The sequence below is a fragment of the Bacteroidota bacterium genome (genome assembly GCA_030706745.1).
In the GTDB taxonomy this organism is placed as follows: domain Bacteria; phylum Bacteroidota; class Ignavibacteria; order Palsa-1295; family Palsa-1295; genus PALSA-1295.
The window spans coordinates 107300-131043 of sequence record JAUZNX010000003.1; the positions used below are offsets into that span (position 1 = coordinate 107300).

The 23744-nt window shown below is 53.7% G+C and carries 17 protein-coding genes; 3 read left to right on the forward strand and 14 right to left on the reverse strand.

The window, feature by feature from the left end; all coding sequences use genetic code 11:
- The 4 genes from infB to Q8902_05240 all read right to left on the reverse strand — a co-directional run bounded on the left by infB (position 1) and on the right by Q8902_05240 (position 6854).
- Positions 1–2904, reverse strand: coding sequence for a translation initiation factor IF-2 (gene infB, locus Q8902_05225; GenBank protein ID MDP4198956.1), 2904 nt, complete (start codon positions 2902–2904; stop codon positions 1–3).
- 249 nt (positions 2905–3153) lie between these two features.
- A complete protein-coding gene (gene nusA, locus Q8902_05230; GenBank protein MDP4198957.1) occupies positions 3154–4572 on the reverse strand; it encodes a transcription termination factor NusA in 1419 nt (472 codons plus the stop codon).
- A 247-nt stretch (positions 4573–4819) separates the two neighbouring features.
- Complete coding sequence (locus Q8902_05235) at positions 4820–6256, reverse strand: hypothetical protein (protein ID MDP4198958.1); 1437 nt, start codon at positions 6254–6256, stop codon at positions 4820–4822.
- 13 nt (positions 6257–6269) lie between these two features.
- A complete protein-coding gene (locus Q8902_05240) occupies positions 6270–6854 on the reverse strand; it encodes a hypothetical protein (GenBank protein MDP4198959.1) in 585 nt (194 codons plus the stop codon).
- A 141-nt stretch (positions 6855–6995) separates the two neighbouring features.
- Between Q8902_05240 and Q8902_05245 the strand changes: the two genes are divergently transcribed.
- The 3 genes from Q8902_05245 (at position 6996) to Q8902_05255 (ending at position 9641) form a co-directional block, all read left to right on the forward strand.
- Positions 6996–7253, forward strand: a complete 258-nt coding sequence (locus tag Q8902_05245) for a helix-turn-helix transcriptional regulator (protein MDP4198960.1) — start codon at positions 6996–6998, stop codon at positions 7251–7253.
- A gap of 598 nt (positions 7254–7851) precedes the next feature.
- A complete protein-coding gene (locus tag Q8902_05250) occupies positions 7852–8685 on the forward strand; it encodes a septal ring lytic transglycosylase RlpA family protein (protein MDP4198961.1) in 834 nt (277 codons plus the stop codon).
- Positions 8686–8789: 104 nt separating this feature from the next.
- On the forward strand, positions 8790–9641 hold the full coding sequence (locus tag Q8902_05255; GenBank protein ID MDP4198962.1) for a DUF3078 domain-containing protein: 852 nt from the start codon (positions 8790–8792) through the stop codon (positions 9639–9641).
- Positions 9642–9648: 7 nt separating this feature from the next.
- Here the strand turns inward: Q8902_05255 and Q8902_05260 are convergent, their stop codons facing one another.
- From Q8902_05260 to Q8902_05305, 10 genes are all read right to left on the reverse strand, one after another.
- Positions 9649–11658 carry a S8 family peptidase gene (locus Q8902_05260; protein ID MDP4198963.1) on the reverse strand — a complete coding sequence of 670 codons (2010 nt, stop codon included), beginning with the start codon at positions 11656–11658 and terminating at the stop codon, positions 9649–9651.
- Positions 11659–11697: 39 nt separating this feature from the next.
- The gene (locus Q8902_05265) at positions 11698–12747 is read right to left on the reverse strand and encodes a MoxR family ATPase (GenBank protein MDP4198964.1); all 1050 of its coding nucleotides are present in this window, start codon (positions 12745–12747) and stop codon (positions 11698–11700) included.
- 7 nt (positions 12748–12754) lie between these two features.
- On the reverse strand, positions 12755–14152 hold the full coding sequence (locus Q8902_05270) for a pitrilysin family protein (protein ID MDP4198965.1): 1398 nt from the start codon (positions 14150–14152) through the stop codon (positions 12755–12757).
- A gap of 10 nt (positions 14153–14162) precedes the next feature.
- On the reverse strand, positions 14163–15428 hold the full coding sequence (locus Q8902_05275; protein ID MDP4198966.1) for a pitrilysin family protein: 1266 nt from the start codon (positions 15426–15428) through the stop codon (positions 14163–14165).
- 17 nt (positions 15429–15445) lie between these two features.
- Complete coding sequence (locus tag Q8902_05280; protein ID MDP4198967.1) at positions 15446–16732, reverse strand: pitrilysin family protein; 1287 nt, start codon at positions 16730–16732, stop codon at positions 15446–15448.
- Positions 16732–18066 carry a peptidylprolyl isomerase gene (locus Q8902_05285; protein ID MDP4198968.1) on the reverse strand — a complete coding sequence of 445 codons (1335 nt, stop codon included), beginning with the start codon at positions 18064–18066 and terminating at the stop codon, positions 16732–16734. The genes Q8902_05280 and Q8902_05285 overlap by 1 nt, the downstream gene beginning before the upstream one ends.
- 223 nt (positions 18067–18289) lie before the next feature.
- Positions 18290–20419 (reverse strand): peptidylprolyl isomerase, encoded by a 2130-nt coding sequence (locus Q8902_05290; GenBank protein MDP4198969.1) that lies wholly within the window; start codon positions 20417–20419, stop codon positions 18290–18292.
- A gap of 486 nt (positions 20420–20905) precedes the next feature.
- Entirely contained in the window at positions 20906–21946 is a 1041-nt protein-coding gene (locus Q8902_05295) for a transketolase C-terminal domain-containing protein (GenBank protein ID MDP4198970.1), read from the reverse strand.
- A 31-nt stretch (positions 21947–21977) separates the two neighbouring features.
- The gene (locus Q8902_05300; protein MDP4198971.1) at positions 21978–22928 is read right to left on the reverse strand and encodes a transketolase; all 951 of its coding nucleotides are present in this window, start codon (positions 22926–22928) and stop codon (positions 21978–21980) included.
- 157 nt (positions 22929–23085) lie between these two features.
- A complete protein-coding gene (locus Q8902_05305) occupies positions 23086–23598 on the reverse strand; it encodes an Hsp20/alpha crystallin family protein (GenBank protein MDP4198972.1) in 513 nt (170 codons plus the stop codon).
- Positions 23599–23744: the final 146 nt, after the last annotated feature.

Here is a 23744-nt window from a genome sequence, read left to right on the forward strand (position 1 = left end):
TTATCTTGCTGCTGCCACCTTCTCCAATGTGCGTTTAATCTCGACGATCTTGTAGGCCTCTATTATATCGCCGGGCTTGATGTCGTTGAAGTTCTCGAGTGAGATACCGCATTCGTAGCCAGAATCCACATCGCGGACATCGTCCTTGAAGCGGCGTAACGATGCCAGGCCACCCGTCCAAACTTCGACGCCATCGCGCAAGAGTCGTACTTTGTTGCCACGGGCGATCTTGCCATCGACAACATAACATCCGGCGACCATGCCGGCCTTTGGTACCTTGAAGGTATCGCGGACTTCGACCGTTGCTGTGACCTCTTCCTTCTCCTCCGGAGACAGCAATCCTTCGAGTGCATCGCGGACTTCGTTGATGCAATCGTAGATGACGCTGTAGAGGCGAATCTCGACGTGTTCGAGTGCGGCCAATCGTCGCGCATCCAGATTTGGACGCACGTGGAATCCGAGGATGATCGCGCCGCTTGCTGCTGCAAGTCGGACGTCGTTCTCTGAAATTGCGCCCACTGCTCGGTGGACCATCTCGACCTGGACCTCAGGTGTTGAAAGGCGCTGAAGTGCGTCGGCTAATGCCTCGACCGAACCATCGACGTCTCCTTTGAGGACGAGCCGCAAGTGCTGCACGCCGCCCTGCTTGATTTGCTCTGAAATGTCGTCGAGTGTCAGGAAGCGGACTTGCTTGAAATCCTGCTCGCGCTTGAGCTGTTGCCGGCGCGAAGAAATTTCCTTTGCTTCGGAGTCGGAGGCGAGCACGATAAACTGATCGCCGGCAGCGGGGATGCCATCAAATCCGAGAATCTGGACCGGGGTGGATGGTCCTGCGATTTCTTTCTTGTTTCCTCGCTCATCGAACATCGCACGGACACGACCAGAGTATATTCCGGCCAGGAATGGGTCGCCCATTCTGAGCGTGCCCTTCTGGACAAGAATTGTAGCCTGAATGCCACGACCCTTATCGACTTCCGCCTCGATGATAACGCCGCGCGCCGTACGGTCCGGATTCGCTTTGAGCTCCAGCAATTCCGCTTCGAGGGAAATGCGCTCGAGCAATTTGTCAACGCCCTTCCCGGTACGAGCCGACAGCTCGACCTCCCCGTACTTTCCTCCCCAAGACTCGACCAGCACATTCCGATCCGCAAGTTGCTGACGGATGCGATCTGGATTCGCATCAGCACGATCGGTCTTGTTCAGTGCAATGATGATCGGGACGCTCGCCGCCTGAGCATGCGAAATTGCCTCTAAAGTTTGCGGCATGACACTATCATCCGCAGCAATAACCAGCACGACGAGATCCGTCACCTGTGCACCGCGAGCGCGCATGGCAGTGAAGGCCTCGTGTCCGGGTGTATCGAGAAACGCGATTCGATGACCAAGACTGTTCGTGACCTCATACGCACCGATATGCTGCGTGATTCCACCCGACTCGCCAGCGACAACGTTCGCCTTGCGGATGTAATCGAGCAGCGATGTTTTGCCATGATCGACGTGACCCATAATCGTAACGACCGGTGGGCGAGACTTGAGCGTCTCCGGTTCATCTGGCGTATCGTCGAGCGTTTCGGTCGTGAACTCGTCCTGGAATTCAACGCTGTAACCAAACTCATCGGCCACAAGCTGGATCGTATCCTTTTCGAGCCGCTGGTTGATCGAGACCATCAGTCCAAGCGCGATGCACTTGGAAATGATGTCACCGACATCGACATTCATGAGGTTGGCCAGCTCGTTGGCCGTCAGGAATTCCGTTGCGTTAATAACCGTGCGGTCGCGCGCGGCCTCTTCGGCACCACGGCGCTCCTGCTCCTCGGCTCGTTCGCTACGCCGGGCGCGGCGCGCCTTGGCACGTCGGGAAAGCGCTGAGGACTCATCGATGCCAGCCAGCGTGCGGCGGACAGCATCCTTGACATCACGGGCGTCGACGCTCTTGCCACGGCGCTTCTTGACGATCTCCCCTTCCTCACCGGTTCCTGCCGGCTTGGCGGTTGTGGGTGCATGTTTTGTGGCAAGGCCTTTGAGCTTGGTGCCGAGTCTTCCATCCGCGCCCCGAGTGCGCAATTGTGGCTGTTCCTTTGGCTCGAGTTCAATCTTGCCCTTGATTTTGAGTCCCGGAAGCGCGACGCGAAGATCCATCGGATCGCCGGTAGCGATCACGGTCTTCCGTCGATGTTTGCGCCGAATTCCGCCTGCGCCTTCGGGTCCATGCGTGGCGGTACCGCCTTCCGCTCCCTCGGCAATCTCTGTTTCCGGTGCCGGACCTTCGGCAACGACAGAGACTTCCTCAACAGGTTCGGGCTCGACTTCTGTCGCAATTTCCGCTGCAGGTTGCGCTTCGACTTCCGGTTCAGCTGCCTCAGGAGTCTGTGCTTCCGGAACCTCAACCTCAGTCGGGGTAGCGGCGGCTGCAACAAGATCCGGCGCGACTGGCTCGGGCGCCTCGACCGGCGGCAGTTCAATCGTTTCGGGTGCTGATACTTCGATTGGCGCAGACGGTGTGACTGGCGAAGCAGCAACAATAGGGGCCGCAACAGGTGGAGCTGTCACGGGAGCTGCTACCTCAGCAGTGCCTGGTTCTTCGGTGCGGCGCTGATCCGGATGATCGGAGAGATAGTCCTCACGCGTTTTTGCGCGTTGTTCTTTGAAGGCAGCTAGCTTTTTATGGCGCTTTTCGGCAACGTCCTTGTCCTTGCCGAACTGCTTCATCACCGCATCGAGCGCATCGGGCTCGATCTTGGACATAATCGTTTTGACCGAGGTGTATCCCTTTTTTTGCAAAAAGGATATCAGCGTCTCATGCGAGACGTTGATCTCGGTAGCAAGCGTTCTGACAGTTATCTTTTTAGCCGAATCACCTTTGGTGTCCGGCGTTGCGCCCTGCGCGACTGCGGTTTCTGACATTACTCTCCTTGCGGAACCACCTCGGGCGGGCATAACTCGCCCCTGGCAGTCCCCGTGTACTGCGATGAATGGCCGAAACCGTTAGCTCACTCATCGCAGAGGCTATGCAGCAAGACGCCGCGTAGCCCGGTGAGCTAACTTCCCCGACAGTGACGGATGGTCCGTTTAATGCGCATCGCAACCATCCGTACAGACGAACTGAATCGTCGTATGACCGACTCGACCGTGCCGGCTCATCTTACTATCGTCTTATCCATTGTCCACACTTTCTTCATGTACTGGTACATCCTCGGATGCCATTGCTCTGGTAGGCGATAGCGGAGCAGGCACGGGTTCGGCCTCCTCCGATTCTCCATCCGATGGTCCAAACTCAGGACGCAAGGTCGTCAAAGAAACTCCGGCCTTCTCGGCGGAACTCTCCAGCAACTGATCGCCCTGCACAAATTCTGATTCGATGGCTTGCCGTATCGCTTCGAGGCGTTCCGGCGTCATACCCGGCAAGCGCAACAAGCTTTCGCGAGGCGCTCCCAAAAACTCTTTTGCGGTATCGATGCGAGCGCGAATCAACTCGGTGTAGAGATCGGCGCCGATCACATCGCGGAAATCAATCAACTCGATATCCTCTTCGTCACGGGCTTCCTTGACGAGATTGATCTGATAACCGGTCAGACGCGAAGCCAACCGGACGTTTTGTCCCTGCTTCCCAATCGCGAGCGAAACCTGATCGTCGCTGACCAGTACGGTCGCGGTCTTGGAATCCTCGTTAATCTCGACTTCAAGCAACTTCGCCGGCGAAAGAGCGCGGGCCAAGAACTGCGCCTTATCTGGCGACCACGGGATAATATCGATGTTCTCATTGGCAAGCTCACGGACGATCGAGTGAATGCGAACGCCCTTCATGCCGACGCATGCACCGACCGGATCGACGCGATCATCTGTCGTCTCGACGGCAACTTTCGCACGTTCACCCGGTTCCCGGGCAACACCCTTGATGAGAATAATGCCATCGTAAATTTCTGGAATCTCGATCTCCATCAGGCGCTCCAGGAAGCGCGAATCACTACGGGAGAGAATGACGACCGGAGTCGAGGTCGGTCCGCCACGGCGGACTTCCTTCACGATCGCTCGGATCGTATCGCCCTTGCGCCAGCGCTCGCGCATAATTTGCTCGCCCTTTGGCAATAGCAGCTCGCGGCGATTATGGATCACAAAGAGGTCACCGTGTCGAATCTGATAAACCTCGCCGACAATAATCTCGCCAACCAACGAATTGTATTCGTTAAAGACGTTATCCCGCTCGATTTCGCGGATGCGCTGATTCAGGTTCTGCTTGGCGGCAACGATCAGGCGGCGACCGAAGTCCTTGCCCATGTTGATAATCTCAACATACTCATCGCCCGGCTCCAATTCTTCACCTGATTTCTTATAAGCGTCTGCGGGTGTGATTTCGATATCCGGGTTCGTGACTTCTTCCACGACCGTTTTTTCAAGATAGATTTCGATATCGCCCTTGTCCATATTCATGACAAGGTCAAATTTCGAGTCCATCCCGTATTTTTTGCGGATGATCATCGCAAAGGTCTCCTCGATCACGGACATCAGGATGTCGCGATCGATCCCTTTCTCGCGGACCATGTCCGCAAACGATTCTACGATCAGTGGATTCAAGTCTTTTCCCTAAATAACGAGTACCGAGTGATGAATTCCCGCGATACTGCCGCCCTCTAACACGTTATCGCGCAGCAAATTCCGCAGACCCCCATTCGTGTCCGTTGTTAATTCTTAATGGCCGAATACTAATTAAAAAGCCCGCTTCCGGGGTCCAGAAGGGGCTCTCAGACAACGGGCTAACACGCTGAGCGGGCAGAAGATTTCGCACCAGAGGTGTAGGGGCAAGCTCCTGCTTGCCCCCGCCTCACGGTGCAAGCAGGAGCTTGCACCTACACACCACTCGGCCGTTCATGCGGACGAGGCACTCATACATCCCATCTGGCAAGCCGGCGGGATTCCACGTGAAGGTATGCTCCACTGCCGTTAGCTCGCCCGAGAAGAGCCGCGCTACATTCACCCCCAGCAGATTCACTATGGAGATGTCCGCATAGCCACTCGTCTCCGGCGTGAACGATATGGTGGTGGATTGGGAGAAGGGATTGGGGAATAGCGAGAGGCGACTTGAAATATGGATACCGGACGAAATACCGGCTTCGCCAATTCGCTCGCGCCGAAGAATCACACCTGGGGCACCGACACCGACAACATGATCGTACGTAAACAAGCCAATGACATGCCCATCGCCCGTCACGGATAGCCCCATCGAATGAGTGGGGTTATAATTCGTATCCACCACCATTGTATCCGTTCTCCAGGACGCTCCTCGGTCCGTGCTCATCAAAACAGCACCGACATTAACCCCCGCAAGCCCGGCGGCAAAAACAGTGTCGCGCTTGAGGGTCGTCATGGTTCCCAGATCATTCGGAAATGGCGGCATTTTTAGTTCAGCCCAAGAGCGCCCGGCATCCGTTGAGCGCATCACGAGGTTGCTATCCGAAGTAAACACTCGATTAGAACCATGTAAACTGGTCCCATAGCAGATGATGGTATCGCGACCTGTAAAATTGAAATAATCTATTTCGTCGGATTGACTATCGGTCGAGGGCCGCACGAGCGGCAAAGTCGAATCAATGCTCCTCCAACGATTGTGCGTGCTGTATGTCTTTTGGGTTAGCAGATTGAAGACAACGAATGAGTCGGTACTCATGGCGGCCGATTGGGCTCCGCCGACTGGCAGTTGGGCTGGAATACTATCCCAATGGTCGCCACCATCCGTCGTTGTAGCGACCTGACCCAAACCCCAATGGGTGACGAGCCCCAGCTCGGAATTCGTGAAGCTAACGCTCGATGGAGAGGAGCTCCATGTGTCGAACTGACGAATCCACGTGTTGCCGCCATCTCGAGTTCTCAGGATAATCGAGCTCACGCTGTCACTTCCAAACCCTCCCGTATTGCCTCCGACGGCAATCGCGTTGAGCGAATCGATTTGCTGAAGCGCAACGATGACATCGCCGCTGAAATGGAGGTCGGGCATCGCAGGCCCGGGATCCTGCTCCGTCCAGGTTTCCCCGTTATCGTCACTCCGAAGAAACACGAGGCGAAGCAGACCCGATGGATATGTGAGACGGAGCGCGGCAACCGTGCATGTTGGACCGTAGCAGTCAATCGCACTCGGCGAGTAGAACTCGCTTCCAATCCGGTCGGAGTGCTTCACGCGCCAGACGTATTGCTGCGCGCTCGCGCTGGTGACAAAAGTCACCAGCGCGAGCAACGAGGAGAGCCATGTTCTGCGAGCCGTCATTGACATACGTATCTTAATTTGGGCAATTTGCGATATAGCAATGGCCCGGCTGCCAAAGTGCTGGCGCCGGTGGCTGGATCTCACAATCGGGCGGAAACCCGATTGAAGAATAGCTACAATTAGAAGTAACGACGATGATATTGCCTCTCGCACCGAATGTTCTGCAAAGTTGACACGTCTTGACACAGAAGCCCGTCCAACTCGACATACTGCATGGAAGCAGTTGTCTGGCATTAGTTGTAGCTATTTGCGGACTCCAGCAATAGGCTTGCCAGACCGAATGGCTGATCGTCGTGCCATCGCTACACAAGGGCATTGATCTCAACGGGTAGGCTTGGACTGCGGAGTCGGCGGACAGAAGGATGTTGCCATAGTCGGTGCAGGCGCTCGTATCGCCGGAGATGTCGATCTCCTCGATGAACGAAACATCCGCGCTATCGCACCACCATACTGTGATGCCACAGCCACCGGGCAAGGAGTAGGTCCACCCAGTTGGTCCAGTCCAATTGGAGCTTGGGCATGACGGTTGTGCCTTGAGTATCGAAACGAAACCGAGAAACGAAATGCACATCAGGAGGGAAAACACGATCTTCTTCATATCAATTTGTCCTTTCTGGTACGAGATGGAGTCCACTGTTCCTCAGACCGGGGAAACACTGAGCTGAATCAGGATGCAAAGATACAACATTTAACATACTATAGTATGTAATGCGATTTGCCGTGTGTAGTAAGACGCTTCGTGACGATCAGCGCAATCATCGCCGAGAATGTCAGAGGGTTCCGAACTCAGCGGGGTTGGTCTCAAGCACGACTTGCAGAAGAGGCAAGGCTACATCCCAATTACATCGGTTATGTAGAACGCGCCGAACGACACATCACGGTTCATAAACTGGTTGACGTTGCTCGGGTCTTAAAGGTCAAACCGTCCCTATTCTTGATTGAAGGCGCATATAGAAAGTCAGCAAAAGAGTTGAACACAGTGCTCCATTGCGACTAAAACTCACAAAAGCGCCAAGAGGTATTGTCACCTGATTGAAGCAGCGCGAGATGTGGGCGTAAGGAATCGCGTAGGTAACATGAAGTTACTCAGAGTGACACCGAAATAGTGTCCCGCAATTAGGGCAATTCGGAGTACCGTGAATCATCCTGTGTGCGCGGAAGCGCTGCTTCCGCCACCCACCGCGCGATCCACCTGGGAAGCAGCGCTTCCCAGCCCACAGAATATTTCGTCGTATATTGATTCCGTGGTGATGGGCACCGGTTTTCGGAAGGATGAAGGCTGAGGCGGAGATGGCGTTCATTATATGACAACGAGAATGGATGAATTTCGACCTTATTGAAATTGGAGTGGAATCGCCGTTATTCATGAAGCACAAACGCTCGCGCATCTTGAGGCTATGTCTTAGGGAAAGAAGGACAATCTCCTTATGTCATTCCAGCGAAGGCGGGAATCCCGGTTCTACTCTGCCGGGACACCATGCAATAGCGTTGAACCAATCGGGCCTGGATCCCCGCGTTTGCGGGGATGACTAAGGTGCCTTTCTTTCCGCACAACTTTCACGAACCATCCGGGGTACTATTTCGTATAGGTGGCCATGCTAATCCAACCGAATCAGCTTATGGGAATGCCCGTGGCAACCAGCGTAGTCGCTGGCGCTGCTCGTAAAATCGAGCAGCATGTCAAGGAGCTTCCGGAAGCTGCCGTAACAACTGCTCGTGCGCTAATCAGCGCTGAGGAGCGGCTCCGGCAGCGAATCGGTTCGGCATTGCGCGTCACGTTAGCGACGCTCTTCTTCTTAGTCTCAGGCCTGATTTCCTTGGGCGCGAACGCTGCCGTTGCCGCAGCTTCCGCGCTTGCCAAGAAAGTAAGTCCTCAGTCAGAAGTCCACGAGCGGAGCCATCGCGCAAAGCGAACCAAGTCCCATCTGAGAACGAAGCTACATGGACGATCCCTCGTCCTCCGTCACTCGGAGCTTCATTCTGAGATGTCTTACCATCAGCGAGGAATCGCGTCGTGGTATGGTAATCAATTCGATCACCGTCGGACGGCCAGCGGCGTCCGATTTAACACGCACGCCATGATGGCTGCCCACCGGACACTTCCCTTCGGGAGCAAAGTCCGGGTTACGAACATGACCAATCACAAGTCATGCGTCGTCGAAATCACCGATCGGGGTCCGTTCAAGCCCGGGCGCATTATTGATCTGAGCCGAGCCGCGGCGCAACAACTCGACATGGCCCAGACTGGTACGGCGCGAGTCGAGATCGAGGTGCTTGGCACCGAGACGATGTTCCAGGAGATCGCCTCCGAAACCTACGAGGATTCCTCGTTCGAGCATCGTCGTCCGGTGTTCGATGGCATTCCGTCGACTCCAGAGCGAACGCTCGACAGCATGTCAAAGGCCGCGCCCGATCAGGCATCTCGCTAATTCAGGATTCGCGAAGTCAGTTGCGTGCCGCGCCAGAGCATGGCGCGGCACTGGCTTCGTTTTTGAAGAGTGTCAAATTGTATCATTCACCTAGCCAATTGTTGATGCGAAAACTCACCGTCACCACCCTTACAGCTTTACTCTCGATATCCCTTCTTCCGTCCTTGAAGGCGCAGGACACAACGTATGGCTGGCGTCATGCGCTCGTCGCATCAGTGAATCTGGCGCAAGTCAGCTTTTCCCATTGGGCGCCCGGAGGAACCGATGCTTTCAGCTACGTCGCTATGCTAAACGGCAAATCGGAGAAGAACGAACCAATGACTAACTGGGCGACCAGCTACAAGCTCGCCTTTGGGCAGACGAAGCTAAATGGCCAGGAAATTCGGAAGGGAGATGACGAGATCAATCTTGAGTCGATGCTGACGTACAAGATCGGTGTCCACATCAACCCGTATGCGGCAGTTTCGCTTCGCACACAATTCGCGACAGGCTATGAGTACCCAGATTCCGGCGGGCGTATTGCGGTCTCTGGTTTATTCGACCCGGCCTATGTGATGCAGAGTGCCGGTATGGGGTGGAAGCCCTCCGCGATATTCCAGACGAGACTTGGAGTTGCGTTGCGGGAGATCTTTACGAACCACTATCCTCAATATGCCGCAGAGCCTTTGGAGCCTGGCAGCAGCCACGCTTCGCGTGTACAAGGTGGTGCGGAATCGGTTTCGGAACTGGCCCTGCCGGTCGATGACAATGTACTCTTCCGGGCAAAGCTCGATCTCTTCTCCCCTTTCAAGACGATGGACCGGATGGTCATGCATGGTGAAACCAGTTTGATCGCCAAGGTGAGTAAGGTATTCAGCGCCGAGTTGGCGGCGGTCTTCGTCAACGATCCGGATCTATCCCCATTTACACAGATCAAGCAAGGGCTTTCGATCGGGATTTCGTATGCAATCTTATAGCTTAAGGTCAGTGGATGACCACCATCGGCTTGAGGACTTCCTGTCCGTTCTGGGCGGTTACGTGAAGGTAGTATACTCCACTCATCAATGGCTCGGTACTGATAGTAGAGAAGAAACTGTCTGATTGCAGGCGGCCCGGTGATACGTCGCGACCAGCAATATCGAAGACGCGCCAAGTCATTGGCTCGTTGGATGTTATCAGAATCCCGTCATCCGATTGATAGCGTATTGAGACGTTCAATTGGGGTTGCTCAGTTGCGGCACCAACAATCTGCTCAGATGGAGCCTCGATGGATTCGACATTTGAGGGCCGAACCGTGCGCACGCCGACATTGGACACAGCAAGTACCTGATAGAAGACAGTGTCACCCGGGTCAATCGCCAGATCACAGGAATAGATCAGCGAGTCCGCTACAAGTGCGAGCGGTGCGAGACGGGTCGAGAAATTCTTTGAGGTGTGATATTGGATGAACGCCGATTTGATGCCGCTCGAATCGGCAAGGGCAATACAGAACCGCACTGTATGTCCTTTCAAACTGACGTTCTTGACGTGGATGATCGTTCCGAGTCGTAGTGCGGCGGCATAGGCATTCATGCGGCCCCAGCCAAGGGCCGTATCGGGATGCTTGGCGTTATCGCCTGTTGACATGATGGCGCGTCGAATCTGTTGGACGGTGGCTTCGGGATGTGCCTCATGAATGAGGCAACAGGCTCCTGAAACGAGCGGCGTCGCAAAACTTGTCCCATTGGCGGGTTCGAAAACGCCAGCAACGGATTGTACCCAAACAGCCATCCCTGGTGCGCAAATCTCAGGCTTCATGCGACCATCGCTGGCCGGACCGCGCGAGGAGAAATCTGCGATGGTGTTATCTGGCGCCAGAGCCCCGACCGATATAACACTGTCGGCATCCGCCGGAGTGAGCATGTGAGGAGAGAGGGTATCCCGGCCGCTGTTCCCCATCGCCGTTACCATTAGGACCCCGAGCTTTGCTGCCCTAGCGGCCGCCCGGGCACATATCGAAGTATGACCATTCAGATCAGAGTAGGTATAACTGGAATCCGGTGGATCGAACGTGAAGTATCCGAGTGAGCATGTCGTGACGTCGACACCTGCGGCTTCCATATCTTGCAGGGCTGCCGCATAATTATCTTCTTCGACATGGTGCTCGGTAGGGATGTATTCCGTCTTTGCAAGATAGACCGATGCATTGTAAGCCGGGCCAATGAGTGAGTCGGGTTCATATCCCATGGCCGTGCTGAAGGTAGATGTCCCGTGGTTGTCTTGACCAAGATCGTCACCAGTCTGATTTGCGGTCACACTGTCATGAAAGACATAGTCATATTCGGAAAGGACATGGCGTGTTTGGAGAGACGAGGTTTCGCGCCATCGAAATCCGGTGTCGAGAAACCCAAGGCGAACCCCCGTGGCATCGAGTCCCATCGCATGAAGTGGTGGCACGTTAATACGATCCAGTTGGGACTGTGCATATCCATAATGAAATATGACCGAATCATAACCACAGGTCGAATTGCTCTCAGGCATGTCTTGGTTCTGACGGATCACAGGAGTAAATGCGGAAGCGTCTTTCGGTTGAGTCGAAAGAGTCGCTGCTCGGCCAACCGGATAGACCTCTCGAACAAACGGGAGCGCTCGCACGAGGGCAATCTGACCAGCATCAAGCGAGGCACTAACGGCATTCGACCAGCGAAACATCTTCTCAGTCTTGATTCCCATATCCGCTAAAGACTGAAGGTACAATCTCGAAACAGGAGCATCCTCCACTGTTACTGTTTGCAACTCGGGCAAGCCCATTTCATGGGAGCGGCGCCGCAGGCATGCTGGTGTAAGCATTGCTGTCGTCAGATCGAAATTCGGCTCACCGGGTTGAAAGCAAGCAGAGTCTATTCCCTTATCGCGGAATTCAATCCAGAATTTCTGCTGGGATAAAGATGGGGCCGGTCGCAGAAACAGGCAAAAAGCAACGAGTAATGAGAGAAGAAAAGACAATTTGCGCATCACACAACTCAATACTTGTTCCCTATTATGGCATGCTCGTTATTCCCGAACGAGCCGTTCGATAATATCCACGCTAGTGAGACCCTCAGCCTCCGCATTGAAATTCGTAATGATTCGATGGCGAAGTACGGGAAGCGCGAGTGCGCGAACATCTTCGATCGATGGGGTGTAGCGGCCGTCGAGAATCGCACGGACTTTTGCCCCGAGAACAAGATATTGCGAGGCACGCGGGCCTGCGCCGTAGCTGACATACTTCGAGACGAGGTCTGTCGCAATCGCCGATCCGGTCGGCTTTGACTTCTTGCTACGAGTTTTTGCCACAAGTCGCACCGCATACTCGATTACGTTGTCGGCGACCGGTACGGTGCGGACAAGATCCTGAAACTTGCAAATCTCCTCCGAACTCATGATCTTGGAAAGGCCCGCCGCGTACGAACTCGTCGTTGTCCGAACGATCTCAATCTCCTCCTTTTCGGATGGATAGTCTAGCCAAAGATTGAACATAAACCGGTCGAGCTGCGCTTCCGGCAGCGGATATGTGCCCTCTTGTTCGATCGGGTTTTGCGTTGCAAGCACGAAGAACGGCTCGGTGAGTGTGTAGGTCACATTTGCCGCCGTCACGTGATGTTCTTGCATCGCTTCCAGAAGCGCCGCCTGTGTTTTTGGCGGCGTACGGTTGATCTCGTCGGCCAGGATGATATTCGCGAAGATGGGTCCGCGAATAAAGCGAAATTCCTTGGCGCCCGTGGAAAGGTTCTGTTCAAGGATCTCCGTGCCAGTGATGTCGCTCGGCATGAGATCGGGGGTGAACTGAATACGACTGAAGGCTAAATCAAGAACAGAACTGACAGTCCGAATTAGCAATGTTTTTGCAAGGCCGGGCACGCCGACCAGCAGGCAATGTCCGCGCGCGAGCAGAGCGATCATCAATTCATCAATGACAGCATCCTGTCCGACGATGACTTTGGCGATCTCGCGTTTCATCTCATGGTATTTGCGAACGAGTTCTGCCGCGGCTTCCACGTCGCGACCGTTTGCAGTTGAAGCGGACGCCGTGCGAGAGGCAACATCTGTTGTTGTAGTAGCCATAATATTCTTAGAGAGTGACCGGCGCGTGCATGCGCTCTCCTTCTTCATCGAAGATTTCGATCTCACCGAACTCGGCCATGCCGGCTTCGATGGCCTGCACGTTACCGCTCGCGACAATCACGAGGTCCGATGGATTGAGGTACTCACGGCTCACCCGGTAGAGATCCTCAACAGTCAGGGTGGCCAGTTTGTCACGGTAGGTATCGTAATAATCCCGATCGAGTCCATAGAGCACTATCATCGCAATCCGACTGGCAATTTGCTGAGGGGTTTCCAGTTGAAGCGGGAAATTGCCGATCATGTAATTCTTCACCATCCGAAGCTCTTCTTCCGTCACGAAGTCGGATGTGATCCGTGTCAATTCGCTTACTATCTCTTCGGCGGATCGAACGGTGACCTCGGTTCGGACTTCCGTCGAAACTGCAAACGGTCCAGGCAATATCCGCGCATCAAATCCGCTTCGGGCCCCGTAGGTAAAACCATGTACCTCCCGCAAATTCAGATTGATTCTGGAGTTAAAATAACCCCCAAGTAACGTGTTTAGAGCTGTGAGCGGAATATAGTCCGGCGTGTTACGCGGAATGCCCACATTCCCGATGCGAATGGCCGACTGTACGGCTCCCTCTTTATCAATCAGCCCAACGTGGCGCCCGGCAACAACGGGAGCCGGTGCGATGGTATCCTCGATGCGCGGAGCCCCGCGCCAACTTCCGAGATAGTCCTCGAGCTGACGCATGAAATCTTCCGAACGCACATCACCAGCTGCAACGAGGAAGGCATTTTCTGGGCCGAAATAATCATTGGCGAACGAAATAACATCCTGCTGCTGAATTCGCTCGATCGATTCTGTCGTTCCCATCGCCTGCTTACCATACGGATGATTCGCAAAGACGAGCTTGGCAAATACCATATCCGCGAGGAAACCAGCATCGGCCTTCGCCTGACGCAGACCCGCCAGACGCTGCAAGCGGACCCGTTCAAGCTCCTCGGCCGGATATGTCGAGTTTTGCACGACATCGCCAAGAATATCCAGCGCCGTCTTAGTGTATTTGCTGAGTACATTGACGCCGATCGTCAGAGCATCCCAAGAAGTACCCGCCATAAGGGAGCCCCCAACAAAATCAATTTCTTCCGCGATCTGGGTGGCACTCCGACGTTTTGTGCCTTTTGTCAACATATCTGCCACGGTGGCAGCCAGACCTTCCGTGTGATGCGGATCGAGAACGGCTCCAGCGCGCAAATATAGTGCAATCGACAATATCGGCTGCTCATGGTCTTCCACGATATAGACAGAGAGACCGTTGGATAGCCGTCGCGCTTCAAATGGCGGAAATGCGATTTTCGGCAACGGACCGGGCTCTGGCGGTCTGGAGCGATCCAATGGCGTATTCTTTGAGTCTTGCATTGATTCCAGTTTAGTGATTCGGCTCGTAAACGAGCGTGCAGCGATTCTTGGGAGTCAGATACCGCAGGGCAACGTGCTGAATATCATCCAGCGTAACCTTTTGGTATCGTCCTAGCGACTCATTAACGACTCCCGGGTCGCCAAAAATCAGCGCTGAGTGAGCAAGCTGATCGGCCTTCCCCTGAAGGGTAACACGTGTGGCAACGGTCCGCGCTTCCATCTTATTCTTCGCCTTCTCCAATTCAATTTCCGTCACACCATTCGCAGCGACTTCGTTCAGCACTTGCTCGAAGGCTGCTTCGAGTGCTGCCGACTCGCAATCCACTTCTGAAGCGACGGCATAGGAATAGAAAAGTCCCGGACACTCGCGGCTATCGACATAGGCGGCTGTTTCCGAGGCAATCTGCAAGTCATAGACCAACTTCCGATGCAGTCGAGCACTTTCGCCACTCGACAGAATATCGCTCAGCAAATCGAGGGCAAAGTGCTCGTCTGTTCCCTCCGGCGGAACTCGGTATGCATAAAAAACTGCCGGAAGCGGAACGGGTTCCTCACGGATAATCTCGCGACGTTCGGCTGTTAGTGGTGGATCGTTGAAAATGGGTCGCTCGATCGTAGTCCGGCCATTTGGAATGTTCGCGAAATACCGATCGATCAATGCCATGGCCCGATTGCGTTCAAAATCGCCAGCGAGTACGAGCACGGCGTTGGAGGGAATGTAGAACGTCTCGTAGAATTCGCGAACGTCAGCGAGCGTCGCGGCCTCGATGGTCTCCATATCACCAATCACGGCCCACCAATAGGGAAAGTTGGTGTATGCCATGCGGTTCATCCGAATAGATACGGATCCATAGGGAGTGTTATCGTAGCGCTCACGCTTTTCTTCCTTCACTACGCTCTTCTGCGTCTCCAGACTCTCGTTGGCGATTGCAAACTCCAACAGTCGGTCACTCTCAAGCCAGAGCGCAAGTTCTAGCTGGTGCGAAGGAAGAACCTCATAATAATTCGTAATATCCTCTGTAGTATAGGCATTGTCATGCCCCCCGGCGTGTACAATATGCTGATCGAAGGCGCCGCGCGGCACGTGCCGGGAGCCTTCGAAGAGTAAATGTTCGAACAAATGTGCGAAACCTCGCCGTTTGACGTCCTCGTTCTTACTGCCTGCGTGATATGCAATATTAACGCAAACAACTGGCACCTTATGATCTTCGTGCAGGATCACACGCAACCCGTTCGGGAGCCGATATTCCTCGAAGTCGATCCGACCTGGATTCATGCTGCCGTTCATTGCGATCATTTGGGAAGAACATAAAGCGCGACCGAGCGCTCATGAACAAGATACCGGCGCGCGGCGTCTCGAAGTTCATCGGCACTGATCGACCGGTAGATCTCAAGCTCGCGATTTACCTGAGCGGTGTCCCGCTTGAAAACATAAGCGCGCTGGAGTGTATCGGCCCTCCTGCCCTGCTCGCTACGGCCAGTAACCAAGCTCATTTCCACTCGATTCTTTACTTTCTCAAGCTCGGCATCCGAGACCAGATCATCTTTCACTTTTTGAATCTCTGTCCAGATCGCAGCCTCCACTTCCGTAGGTGTGCTGTTTGGCTGAACTTTGGCACTTACGACGAACGCGCCGGATTTTTCCAGTGAATAATTAAATGCTTCAGTCTCGCGGGCAATTTGACGGCGATAAACCAACTCCCGGTACAGCCGGCTGCTACGTCCTGTGTCGAGAACGTGTCCAAGCAAATCAAGTACGTATTCATCATGATGAAAGACTGGTGCGGAGCGCCAGCCAATGTGAACGGCGGCCAGCCTTACAGTATCTTCCATTGTAAGATGAATGGACCCTGCGATGTCCTCGATCGCCTGGATTGGCCGCACGATGTCTTCACCTTTGGGAATACCTCCGAAATACCTGTCGATCAAATGCCGGGCTTCGGCCTCATCAAATGAGCCGCTGAGTGCAAGCGAGCAATTGTTCGGCTTATAGTACGTGCTATGAAAAGCGCGGACCTCGTCAATCGTTGAACGGTCGAGGTGCTCCATCGAGCCAATCGTAATCCAATTATATCCGCTCGTTGGAAAGACGTGGCGCATCAACGTTTCCCAAACCGAGCCATATGGACGATTCTTGTAACGTTGTCGCCATTCTTCCTTGACGACATCACGCTGGTTCTCGAAATTCTCCACAGTCACGTTGAGCGCAAGCATGCGATCGCTTTCCAGCCAGAGGGCCAACGCTAGGTCACTTGAGGGTAGCGTTTGGAAGTAATTAGTTCGGTCGACACTTGTGGTAGCGTTCAACAGCCCACCGGCTTGCTGAATATATTTGAAGTGCTCGGTCTTACCCACATTGCGGGAACCCTGAAACATCATATGCTCGAAGAGATGGGCAAATCCGGTTCGCGTAGGATCCTCATCCTTCGATCCGATATGATACCAGAGGTTTGTAGTCACCAGTGGCACACCAGTCGAGCGTGCCAGGATCACGTGAAGTCCGTTATCGAGGTCGTACTCGCTGAACGGAATGGAAGCGGCCCGGGATGGGGCCGCAGAAATCAAATTCTCGGACTGCATCAATAATATTGGGCGAGGTCGTGAATGCTAATATATACGGTCTTTCGCGCAGCCGCCAACCATTTGGCAGCTTCCTGCGACTGCTTCCATTGGATCGCGGCTGCCTCAAGATCGCGGTAATCCTCATCGAGAGATACTTTGTGCTCAGGTATATGGCGGAGGACCTTGACGATCTGCCAGCCGGTCCGGTTGCCAGAGTAGGCAATCTTGACGGGATGGCATACTTCACCTTCCTTGAGAGAATCAACCACCGCGCGTTGCTCTGCTGCAAGATCCTCGAGCCGAATGCGGCCCAGCGATCCTCCGAAGGACCGCGTTTCGGGATCGTCCGAATAGGTCGATGCCAACTTGGCGAAGTCTTCACCATTCATCGCACGCGCGCGAATCAACTCCAGCGAATCACGAGCAGCCGCCTCGTCCACCGAACTTACGGTTGGCTTAATCAGGATCTGCGCGACATGAATCTCTTCACCACGACGCTCCAGCAGCTTAATAATGTGATAGCCTTGCTCGGTTGTCACTACGTTGGAGACTTCACCAGGCTTTAGCGCAAATGCCGCCTCCTCGAATGCCGGGAGGAACGTCCCGCGGGGAAAAAATGCACCAAGATCACCGCCACTCGCTGCCGTGCTGTGTTGTGAATACCTACGAGCCAACTCCGCAAAGTCTGCTCCGTGATGCAGAGAATCGACGAGCGATCGCGCAAACGCGAGCGACCGTTGCTTTTGATCGCCCTGCGGTGTGATCAGCTTCACGATCGTTGCCAATTCCACACCTGCGCCAACCGTTGGCAGCGAATCCTTATAAAGATTATAGAACTCGGCCACATCTTGTCGGGAGACATTCTGTACCCGTGGCATCGACTTCTCTTGCTCTTTCTGAACGAGTATTGTTTCGCGAGTTCGGTCTCGAATGCTAGGCGTGGACTTCAACTCGGATATTGACTGGCCAAATGCCTTCTCTACTGCGGACTCACTGCCAAACCGCGCAACATAGCTTTTGATCCGTTGGTCGAGTGCTTGATCGATCTCCGCATCCGTTACCGTGATGGAGTCTTCATCGGCCTTGGCGAGCGCTACCTTTTGGTCGATCTCCATATCGAGAATCTGGCGACGCAAACGCATCATGCTATCAGCTGGCATCTCAGCCATGCCGCGCTGCATAACGAAGAGCTGCGCCTGCGCCTCAATCGAAGACTTCAAAATGGGATGCCTGCCGACGACCGCAACAACGGCATCGAGCCTCTGACCTTCCTTAAGAGTGACTGGTGCCTGGGCCGCCGCTCGAATGGTAAGACCGAAGAAAATCAGGAGAAAGAAACGACTGAATCTCATAGTTAAAATTGCAACTGAGTGGAAGTCTTTCGGCGGCGGCTTAGTTCAGACATTATTTTTTCATTGGGGAACTGTCATTCCATCTTCACCAAAACGTCTAGCCGGCAGAAGGCTGACAAGGCTAGCTGGGGGCTTCGCGAGTTCCTGCGCGCTCGGTTATTGAAGCGAAAAAGAAAAGGCCGGTAGCGATTGAGCTCCGGCCTTCAAAAATAACCTGCAAGCTCTACTTCACGACTGCGCTTTGGTCAGGTGTTTGGCCGTGCTGTTTCTGCCACTCGGAAGTGATCAGATGCTCGTTAATCTGCCGACCGTACTTGGTTCGGAGTTCCTCGACCCACTGTTGCCGCAGCTCATTGGCCCGATCATCCTGATACTGGCTGGCGACTTCCTGCCGGGCCTCCTCGAAGGTCTTCATGTGAACGGGCTCCCGCTTGTTCAGGCGGACAATCGAATAGCCCCCCTGGAACGCAAACGGCTCCTTAATTTCATCGGTCACGAAGTCGAATGCGCGCCGCGCCAGTTCGTTCTCGTCCTTCATCAGCAAACCCCAATGTCCAGCTTTTGCCTTGAAACCAGGGCGCTCCGTGTATTGCTTCGCGATTGTATCGAAGTTCTCGCCGGCCATGACGCGCTTGTACAATTGCTTGGCGAGCGAATCACTCGTCACGAATATTTCAGAAACATCGACACGTTCCGGCCAAAGGAATTTCGCCTTGTGTGCTTCATAGAAGGTCCGTTCATTGGAGCTGTCTGGTGTGACGCGTGACCAGACCTTCTTGTTTTCTAAATCGAACAAGATGATGCCGTTCTTGTAATCACCCATGATCTTTTCAAACTCTGGATACTTCGTAGCCATGTTCCGACCTTCGATTGAGAGAGTAGATTCCTCGATATTCTTGGAAACAAGGTCATAGATCGCATTTCGCGCGAGAGGCGCGCCCTTTTGTGCATCCAGAGTATCAATAAGGGCTCCGACCGTCCAGTTGACATCACCGATCTGGAAAATGGTCTTCGAGCGATCTGTAAGCTTTCGCGCCCATGTGCTATCGGCGGAAGTACGGGATGAATCAACACGCGCCATGATATAATTCACCGCGTTTGAATCCACGCGAAGATGAAATTCCTTCTTTAGCCCCGCAAGGTACTTGTTCTTATCTTCTTCGAAGAAGAACCGCTTATAGAATTGCTTGAGCTGCTCCTTCGTCTCTTCGAATGTCTTCGGGCGGACCCCATTAATACGCTTGATAAGATGGTAGCCGAAAGTTGTGCGAACGGGGCCGGAAATCTCACCATCCTTTAAGTTGTAGGCAGCACGGTCAAATGATGGCTCAGCACGGTGGGCCGGGTCATCACGGCTGATGGTGTCCATTTCACCGCCACGGGCGGCGGAGAACTTGTCGTCAGATGATTCGCGAGCGACGTCTTCGAAGTTTGCACCTGCCTTAATTTTCTGAAGGAGGCTATCGGCCTTGCGATAGTATACCATCGTGTCAATGTCTCCAGGACCCTGCGGCATGGCAACGAGAATGTGCTTGACGTGAACCCCTCCCGTATGAGGGACTTTCTCGTAAAGATAGATCACATGGTATCCATAACGGGTTCGAACAGGAACCTTGGTATACTCCCCTGGCTGCAGACTAAAGACGGCGTCCTCGAAAGTACGAACCGTCATACCACCGGTAAAGAAGCCGAGATCGCCACCAACTTTGGCTGTCGATTTGTCATCGGAGCCTTCAAAGTTATCCGGGTTGGTTGAGTCCGGCCCAAAATGCTCCGAGCGCGCAAGGTAATTGGAGTCACCGCGCGAAAGAATCGCTCGATTTGCCGGGGACATTGCAATGTAGGAAAGGGGATAACCCTGGTCGAGCATTTTGATTGCGTGCATTGCCCTCTTATAGGCTTTGAGCGTATCGGCAGGGTCATTCCAATTCTTGACACTTGCCAAGAAATGTCCGGCGCGGACCTCCCACTTGCGTCGCTCGAACATGGCTTTGATTGCAGGATCGGTTACCTCCTTATCGAGGATGTATGGCCCTGCCAGCATGTGACGATATCCTTCTATCTCTTTCAGAATTTTGGGATCTTTGTCCAAACCCTCTTCCCTTGCTTCCTGCAGCTTCAGTCGATAATCCGCGTAAATACTCAGAAAGTCTTTGAGGCTGTCGAGCGAAGTTCCATACGCAGTCTTTCCGTTCATCCGTTGATACGCGGATTCGAATTCCGTAAGCGCAACGCTTCCCCCCTTCCATTTGATGAGCCAGGGAGATTTGTCACCGGACACAGCCTCGTGACTGGCTCCAGCCTTCTTCTTTCCCTTTTGTGCCAATGCTGGCGTCGTCGATATGACGCTCATCGCAACAAGGCCAAAACTGACTAGACTCGTTGCAAACAATAGTCTGAACGTAAGCGAGGGATGTCTATGGCTCTTAAGACGTATACTGCGCATGAAGTGCTAACGATTGATGTGTGCGTGATACAGATGCAGACGTTGATGTCAGTGTTGACGCGAGTGCCGAGCGATATAGCTCACCGATCGACGAGATGCTCTGTTCCTCTCGGTACCCCACATGATCGCTCGTAGCTGGCAGACCAGCGCAAAGCGAATATCATACATGAAACCGGGCGGATAACTGTGGTTTCGGAACGGTTGACCCGCTGCAAAAGCCAATCCTGATTGAGCAAGTCAGCAACGCCGCACTGCAAACTTTTAGTTCGCCGGAGTCTTCGATGTTAATGACGATTCAGGACTCAGTTTGAATCATTAGATGATCGGAAAGAAAGAAAAAGACCCCGCAAGCAAGCTGCAAACGGGGTCAAATCTTTACATCGAACACACCCGCTATTTTTTGCGAGCCAGAACGTTGTGGATCGCGGTCTTTACATCGCTTGATGTCAGTCCAAAATACTTCATAAGTTCGTCCGGCTTACCACTGCCGCCGAATGTGTCCTTGACACCGATGAACTCAACCGGAGTCGGGCATTCTTGCGCTAACACCTCAGAGACCGCACCCCCAAGGCCAGCTGTAATTTGGTGCTCTTCGGCGGTAACAATCGCTCCTGTTTCGCGAGCGGCTTTTAGGATTGCCGAGCGGTCGATCGGCTTGATGGTGGCCATATTGATGACTCGCACGTCTATGCCTTCTGTCTCAAGCTCATACGCGGCAACCAGGGATTCCCATACCAAGGGTCCACATGCGATTACCGTAACATCTTTGCCTTCGCGGAACGTCTGTGCTTTCCCAAGTTCAAACGGAGTATCTTCGTGCGTGAAGCTTGGGACGTCCGAGCGCCCAAACCGAATGTAACACGGTCCGCAATGTTCGCCAATAGCGATGGTTGCCTTTTTCGTTTCGAGGTAATCACACGGGACGACCAGAGTCATGTTGGGTATCACTCGAACGATCGCAATTTCTTCAAGTGCCTGATGCGTGGCGCCATCTTCACCGACAGAAATGCCCGCATGACCGCCGCCGATCTTTACATTGGCGTCGTTATATGCCAATGAGATCCTAAGCATGTCCGTGTTGCGGCACGATGCGAACGCACCGTAGGTCGCGAAGAACGGAATCATACCGCTAAGAGCGAGTCCAGCCGACACGAGTGTCGCCGTCGCTTCGGTGATGCCCATGGAGAAGAAGCGGTCCGGAAATTTGTCCCTAAAGTAGGAGGTCATAACCGAGCCGGTAATATCGCCGCCTATGACGACGACGTTTTCATATCGCTCGCCAAGCACCACCAGTCCCTCGCCAAATCCGAAGCGCGTCGCTTTTTTACTGTGTGCTTCGAAGCGGAGTATGCCACCCGCTGCGCCATTTGTCCCGCCGTTCACCGCAACGTCCTTGATTGAAAGTGTTTTGTCCAAGACTTCTGCAATTGCCATCTTAACTTCCTACCTTATTCCCTCTAACATTCTAGCCTAATTCGACAAGCGCCGCTTCTGCCTGCTCTGGCGTCGGAGGCTTCCCATGCCAGCGATAATCGTCCTGCATAAAGCTAACTCCGTTGCCCATAAATGTCTCGGCAACGATGCATGTTGGCTTGGCCTTCGTGTTTCGCGCTTCTTTAAACGCAGCTCGTAACTCACTAATATTATTGCCGTTGCACTCGATCACATGAAAATTGAATGCGCGAAATTTATCTGCGACTGAATCGAGCTTTAGTACATCTTCGGTACGGCCATCGATCTGACAATGGTTGCGGTCAACCACCATTGTGAAGTTGTCCAATTCCCAATGGGCAGCAATCAGCGCGGCTTCCCAAATTTCACCTTCGGAGAGTTCACCATCTCCTGTCAAAGCAAAAACATGTCGACCATTCTTATCAACTTTCTTGTCGGCGAGAGCCATGCCTACGGCAATCCCAAGTCCTTGACCGAGCGATCCGGTCGAACTTTCGATACCGGGGAGTCCCATGTCCCGTCCCGGATGTCCCTGCAACCGTGAGTTGAATTTGCGGAGCGTGAGGAGTTCTGGCTTCGGGAAGAATCCAGCATTCGCCAGTGTTGAGTATAGTACCGGGCACATGTGACCGGCAGAGAGAATAAAGCGGTCGCGTTCCGGCCACCAAGGATTCTTCGGATCGTACCGCATCACGCCGCCAAAATAAAGCGTGGCAAAAATATCTGCCGAGCCAAGTGGTCCCCCAGAATGACCGCTCTTCGCTTCGACGAGTTCGCGTACGATGTCTCGCCGGATTTCCTTCGCAATTGCCTGTAGGTCTTCGTCCGAATTGTCCGCTGAATTCTTGAACGGCACGAATGCTTCGTAGCCGTATTTCTTAATAAGTTCAGGATTCGGAACGGGGCGCGACGGGCCGTGAAAACCGGTCGTGATTGGGTAGATTTGGTGTGTTAGTCTTGCCATCTTGGGAGTATTTCGGCCAGCTCTTTAGCTTAGCCGCCGCAAGAAGCAAACGAGAGGAGAAATGGTTTCAGACACAGGGGCATGGATTGGACAAAAATATGAGGGCGGCAGGATGACTCGTCATCTGCCGCCCTTTGTAACTGTGATTCGCGAGTGCTTAAGAAGCTTTGGCTCGGCCGTTGCCTTGCGATATTTCAGCCTTTCGGCTCGCGCCGTTCGAAGCGATCTTGACCTCGCGTTCTTTCGGAGTGGATGGCACCGTCTTCGGAACCAGGATTTCCAGGACTCCATCTTTGAAGTTAGCCTGAATGTCCTCTTCCTTTACGTCTTCGGGCAGTGTGAACTGCCGTACGAATTCACCGTAAGACCGTTCCATCCGGTAAAAGTTACGGTCATGATGTTCCTCTTCCCTCTTCTTCTCGCCGCGGATGGTGAGTACACCTTCCGAAATCGTAATCTTCACGTCCTCGGAAGCAAGCCCAGGAAGCTCAGCGATGAAGTAGAGGTTGTCCTTGTCCTCATTGATATCGACGGAAGGCATGTAGCCGCCTTGCTTCGCTGTGAGCGTCGGGAAGTTGAAGAAGTTGTGATCGAAGTCTTCAAAGAGCCTGCGCATTCCGCGCGTCATGAGGTCGAAATCGCCTCGAGGTTCCCATTTTGTGATAGCCATTGGTTTCTCCTGAGATGGATTGTGAGATGTAAAAGGTTACCCGTTCTCGAAATGAGGTGATTGCTCCCCATATCGATCCGGTGACAGAGATTGTTACCTAACCGCATTCGAAACTACGTGCCATCTCGATGAACGCCCTAATTATG

What these genes read in the sequence shown, in the direction of transcription:
- Q8902_05255 (MDP4198962.1), top strand. Translation starts at nt 8,790, where the DNA reads ATGCGAAAACTCACCGTCACCACCCTTACAGCTTTACTCTCGATATCC.
- Q8902_05260 (MDP4198963.1), bottom strand. Translation starts at nt 11,658, where the DNA reads ATGCGCAAATTGTCTTTTCTTCTCTCATTACTCGTTGCTTTTTGCCTG.
- Q8902_05235 (MDP4198958.1), bottom strand. Translation starts at nt 6,256, where the DNA reads ATGACGGCTCGCAGAACATGGCTCTCCTCGTTGCTCGCGCTGGTGACT.
- Q8902_05285 (MDP4198968.1), bottom strand. Translation starts at nt 18,066, where the DNA reads ATGAGATTCAGTCGTTTCTTTCTCCTGATTTTCTTCGGTCTTACCATT.
- Q8902_05250 (MDP4198961.1), top strand. Translation starts at nt 7,852, where the DNA reads ATGCTAATCCAACCGAATCAGCTTATGGGAATGCCCGTGGCAACCAGC.
- Q8902_05295 (MDP4198970.1), bottom strand. Translation starts at nt 21,946, where the DNA reads ATGGCAATTGCAGAAGTCTTGGACAAAACACTTTCAATCAAGGACGTT.
- Q8902_05240 (MDP4198959.1), bottom strand. Translation starts at nt 6,854, where the DNA reads ATGAAGAAGATCGTGTTTTCCCTCCTGATGTGCATTTCGTTTCTCGGT.
- Q8902_05270 (MDP4198965.1), bottom strand. Translation starts at nt 14,152, where the DNA reads ATGCAAGACTCAAAGAATACGCCATTGGATCGCTCCAGACCGCCAGAG.
- Q8902_05280 (MDP4198967.1), bottom strand. Translation starts at nt 16,732, where the DNA reads ATGCAGTCCGAGAATTTGATTTCTGCGGCCCCATCCCGGGCCGCTTCC.
- Q8902_05300 (MDP4198971.1), bottom strand. Translation starts at nt 22,928, where the DNA reads ATGGCAAGACTAACACACCAAATCTACCCAATCACGACCGGTTTTCAC.
- Q8902_05290 (MDP4198969.1), bottom strand. Translation starts at nt 20,419, where the DNA reads ATGAGCGTCATATCGACGACGCCAGCATTGGCACAAAAGGGAAAGAAG.
- Q8902_05275 (MDP4198966.1), bottom strand. Translation starts at nt 15,428, where the DNA reads ATGAATCCAGGTCGGATCGACTTCGAGGAATATCGGCTCCCGAACGGG.
- Q8902_05305 (MDP4198972.1), bottom strand. Translation starts at nt 23,598, where the DNA reads ATGGCTATCACAAAATGGGAACCTCGAGGCGATTTCGACCTCATGACG.
- Q8902_05265 (MDP4198964.1), bottom strand. Translation starts at nt 12,747, where the DNA reads ATGGCTACTACAACAACAGATGTTGCCTCTCGCACGGCGTCCGCTTCA.
- infB (MDP4198956.1), bottom strand. Translation starts at nt 2,904, where the DNA reads ATGTCAGAAACCGCAGTCGCGCAGGGCGCAACGCCGGACACCAAAGGT.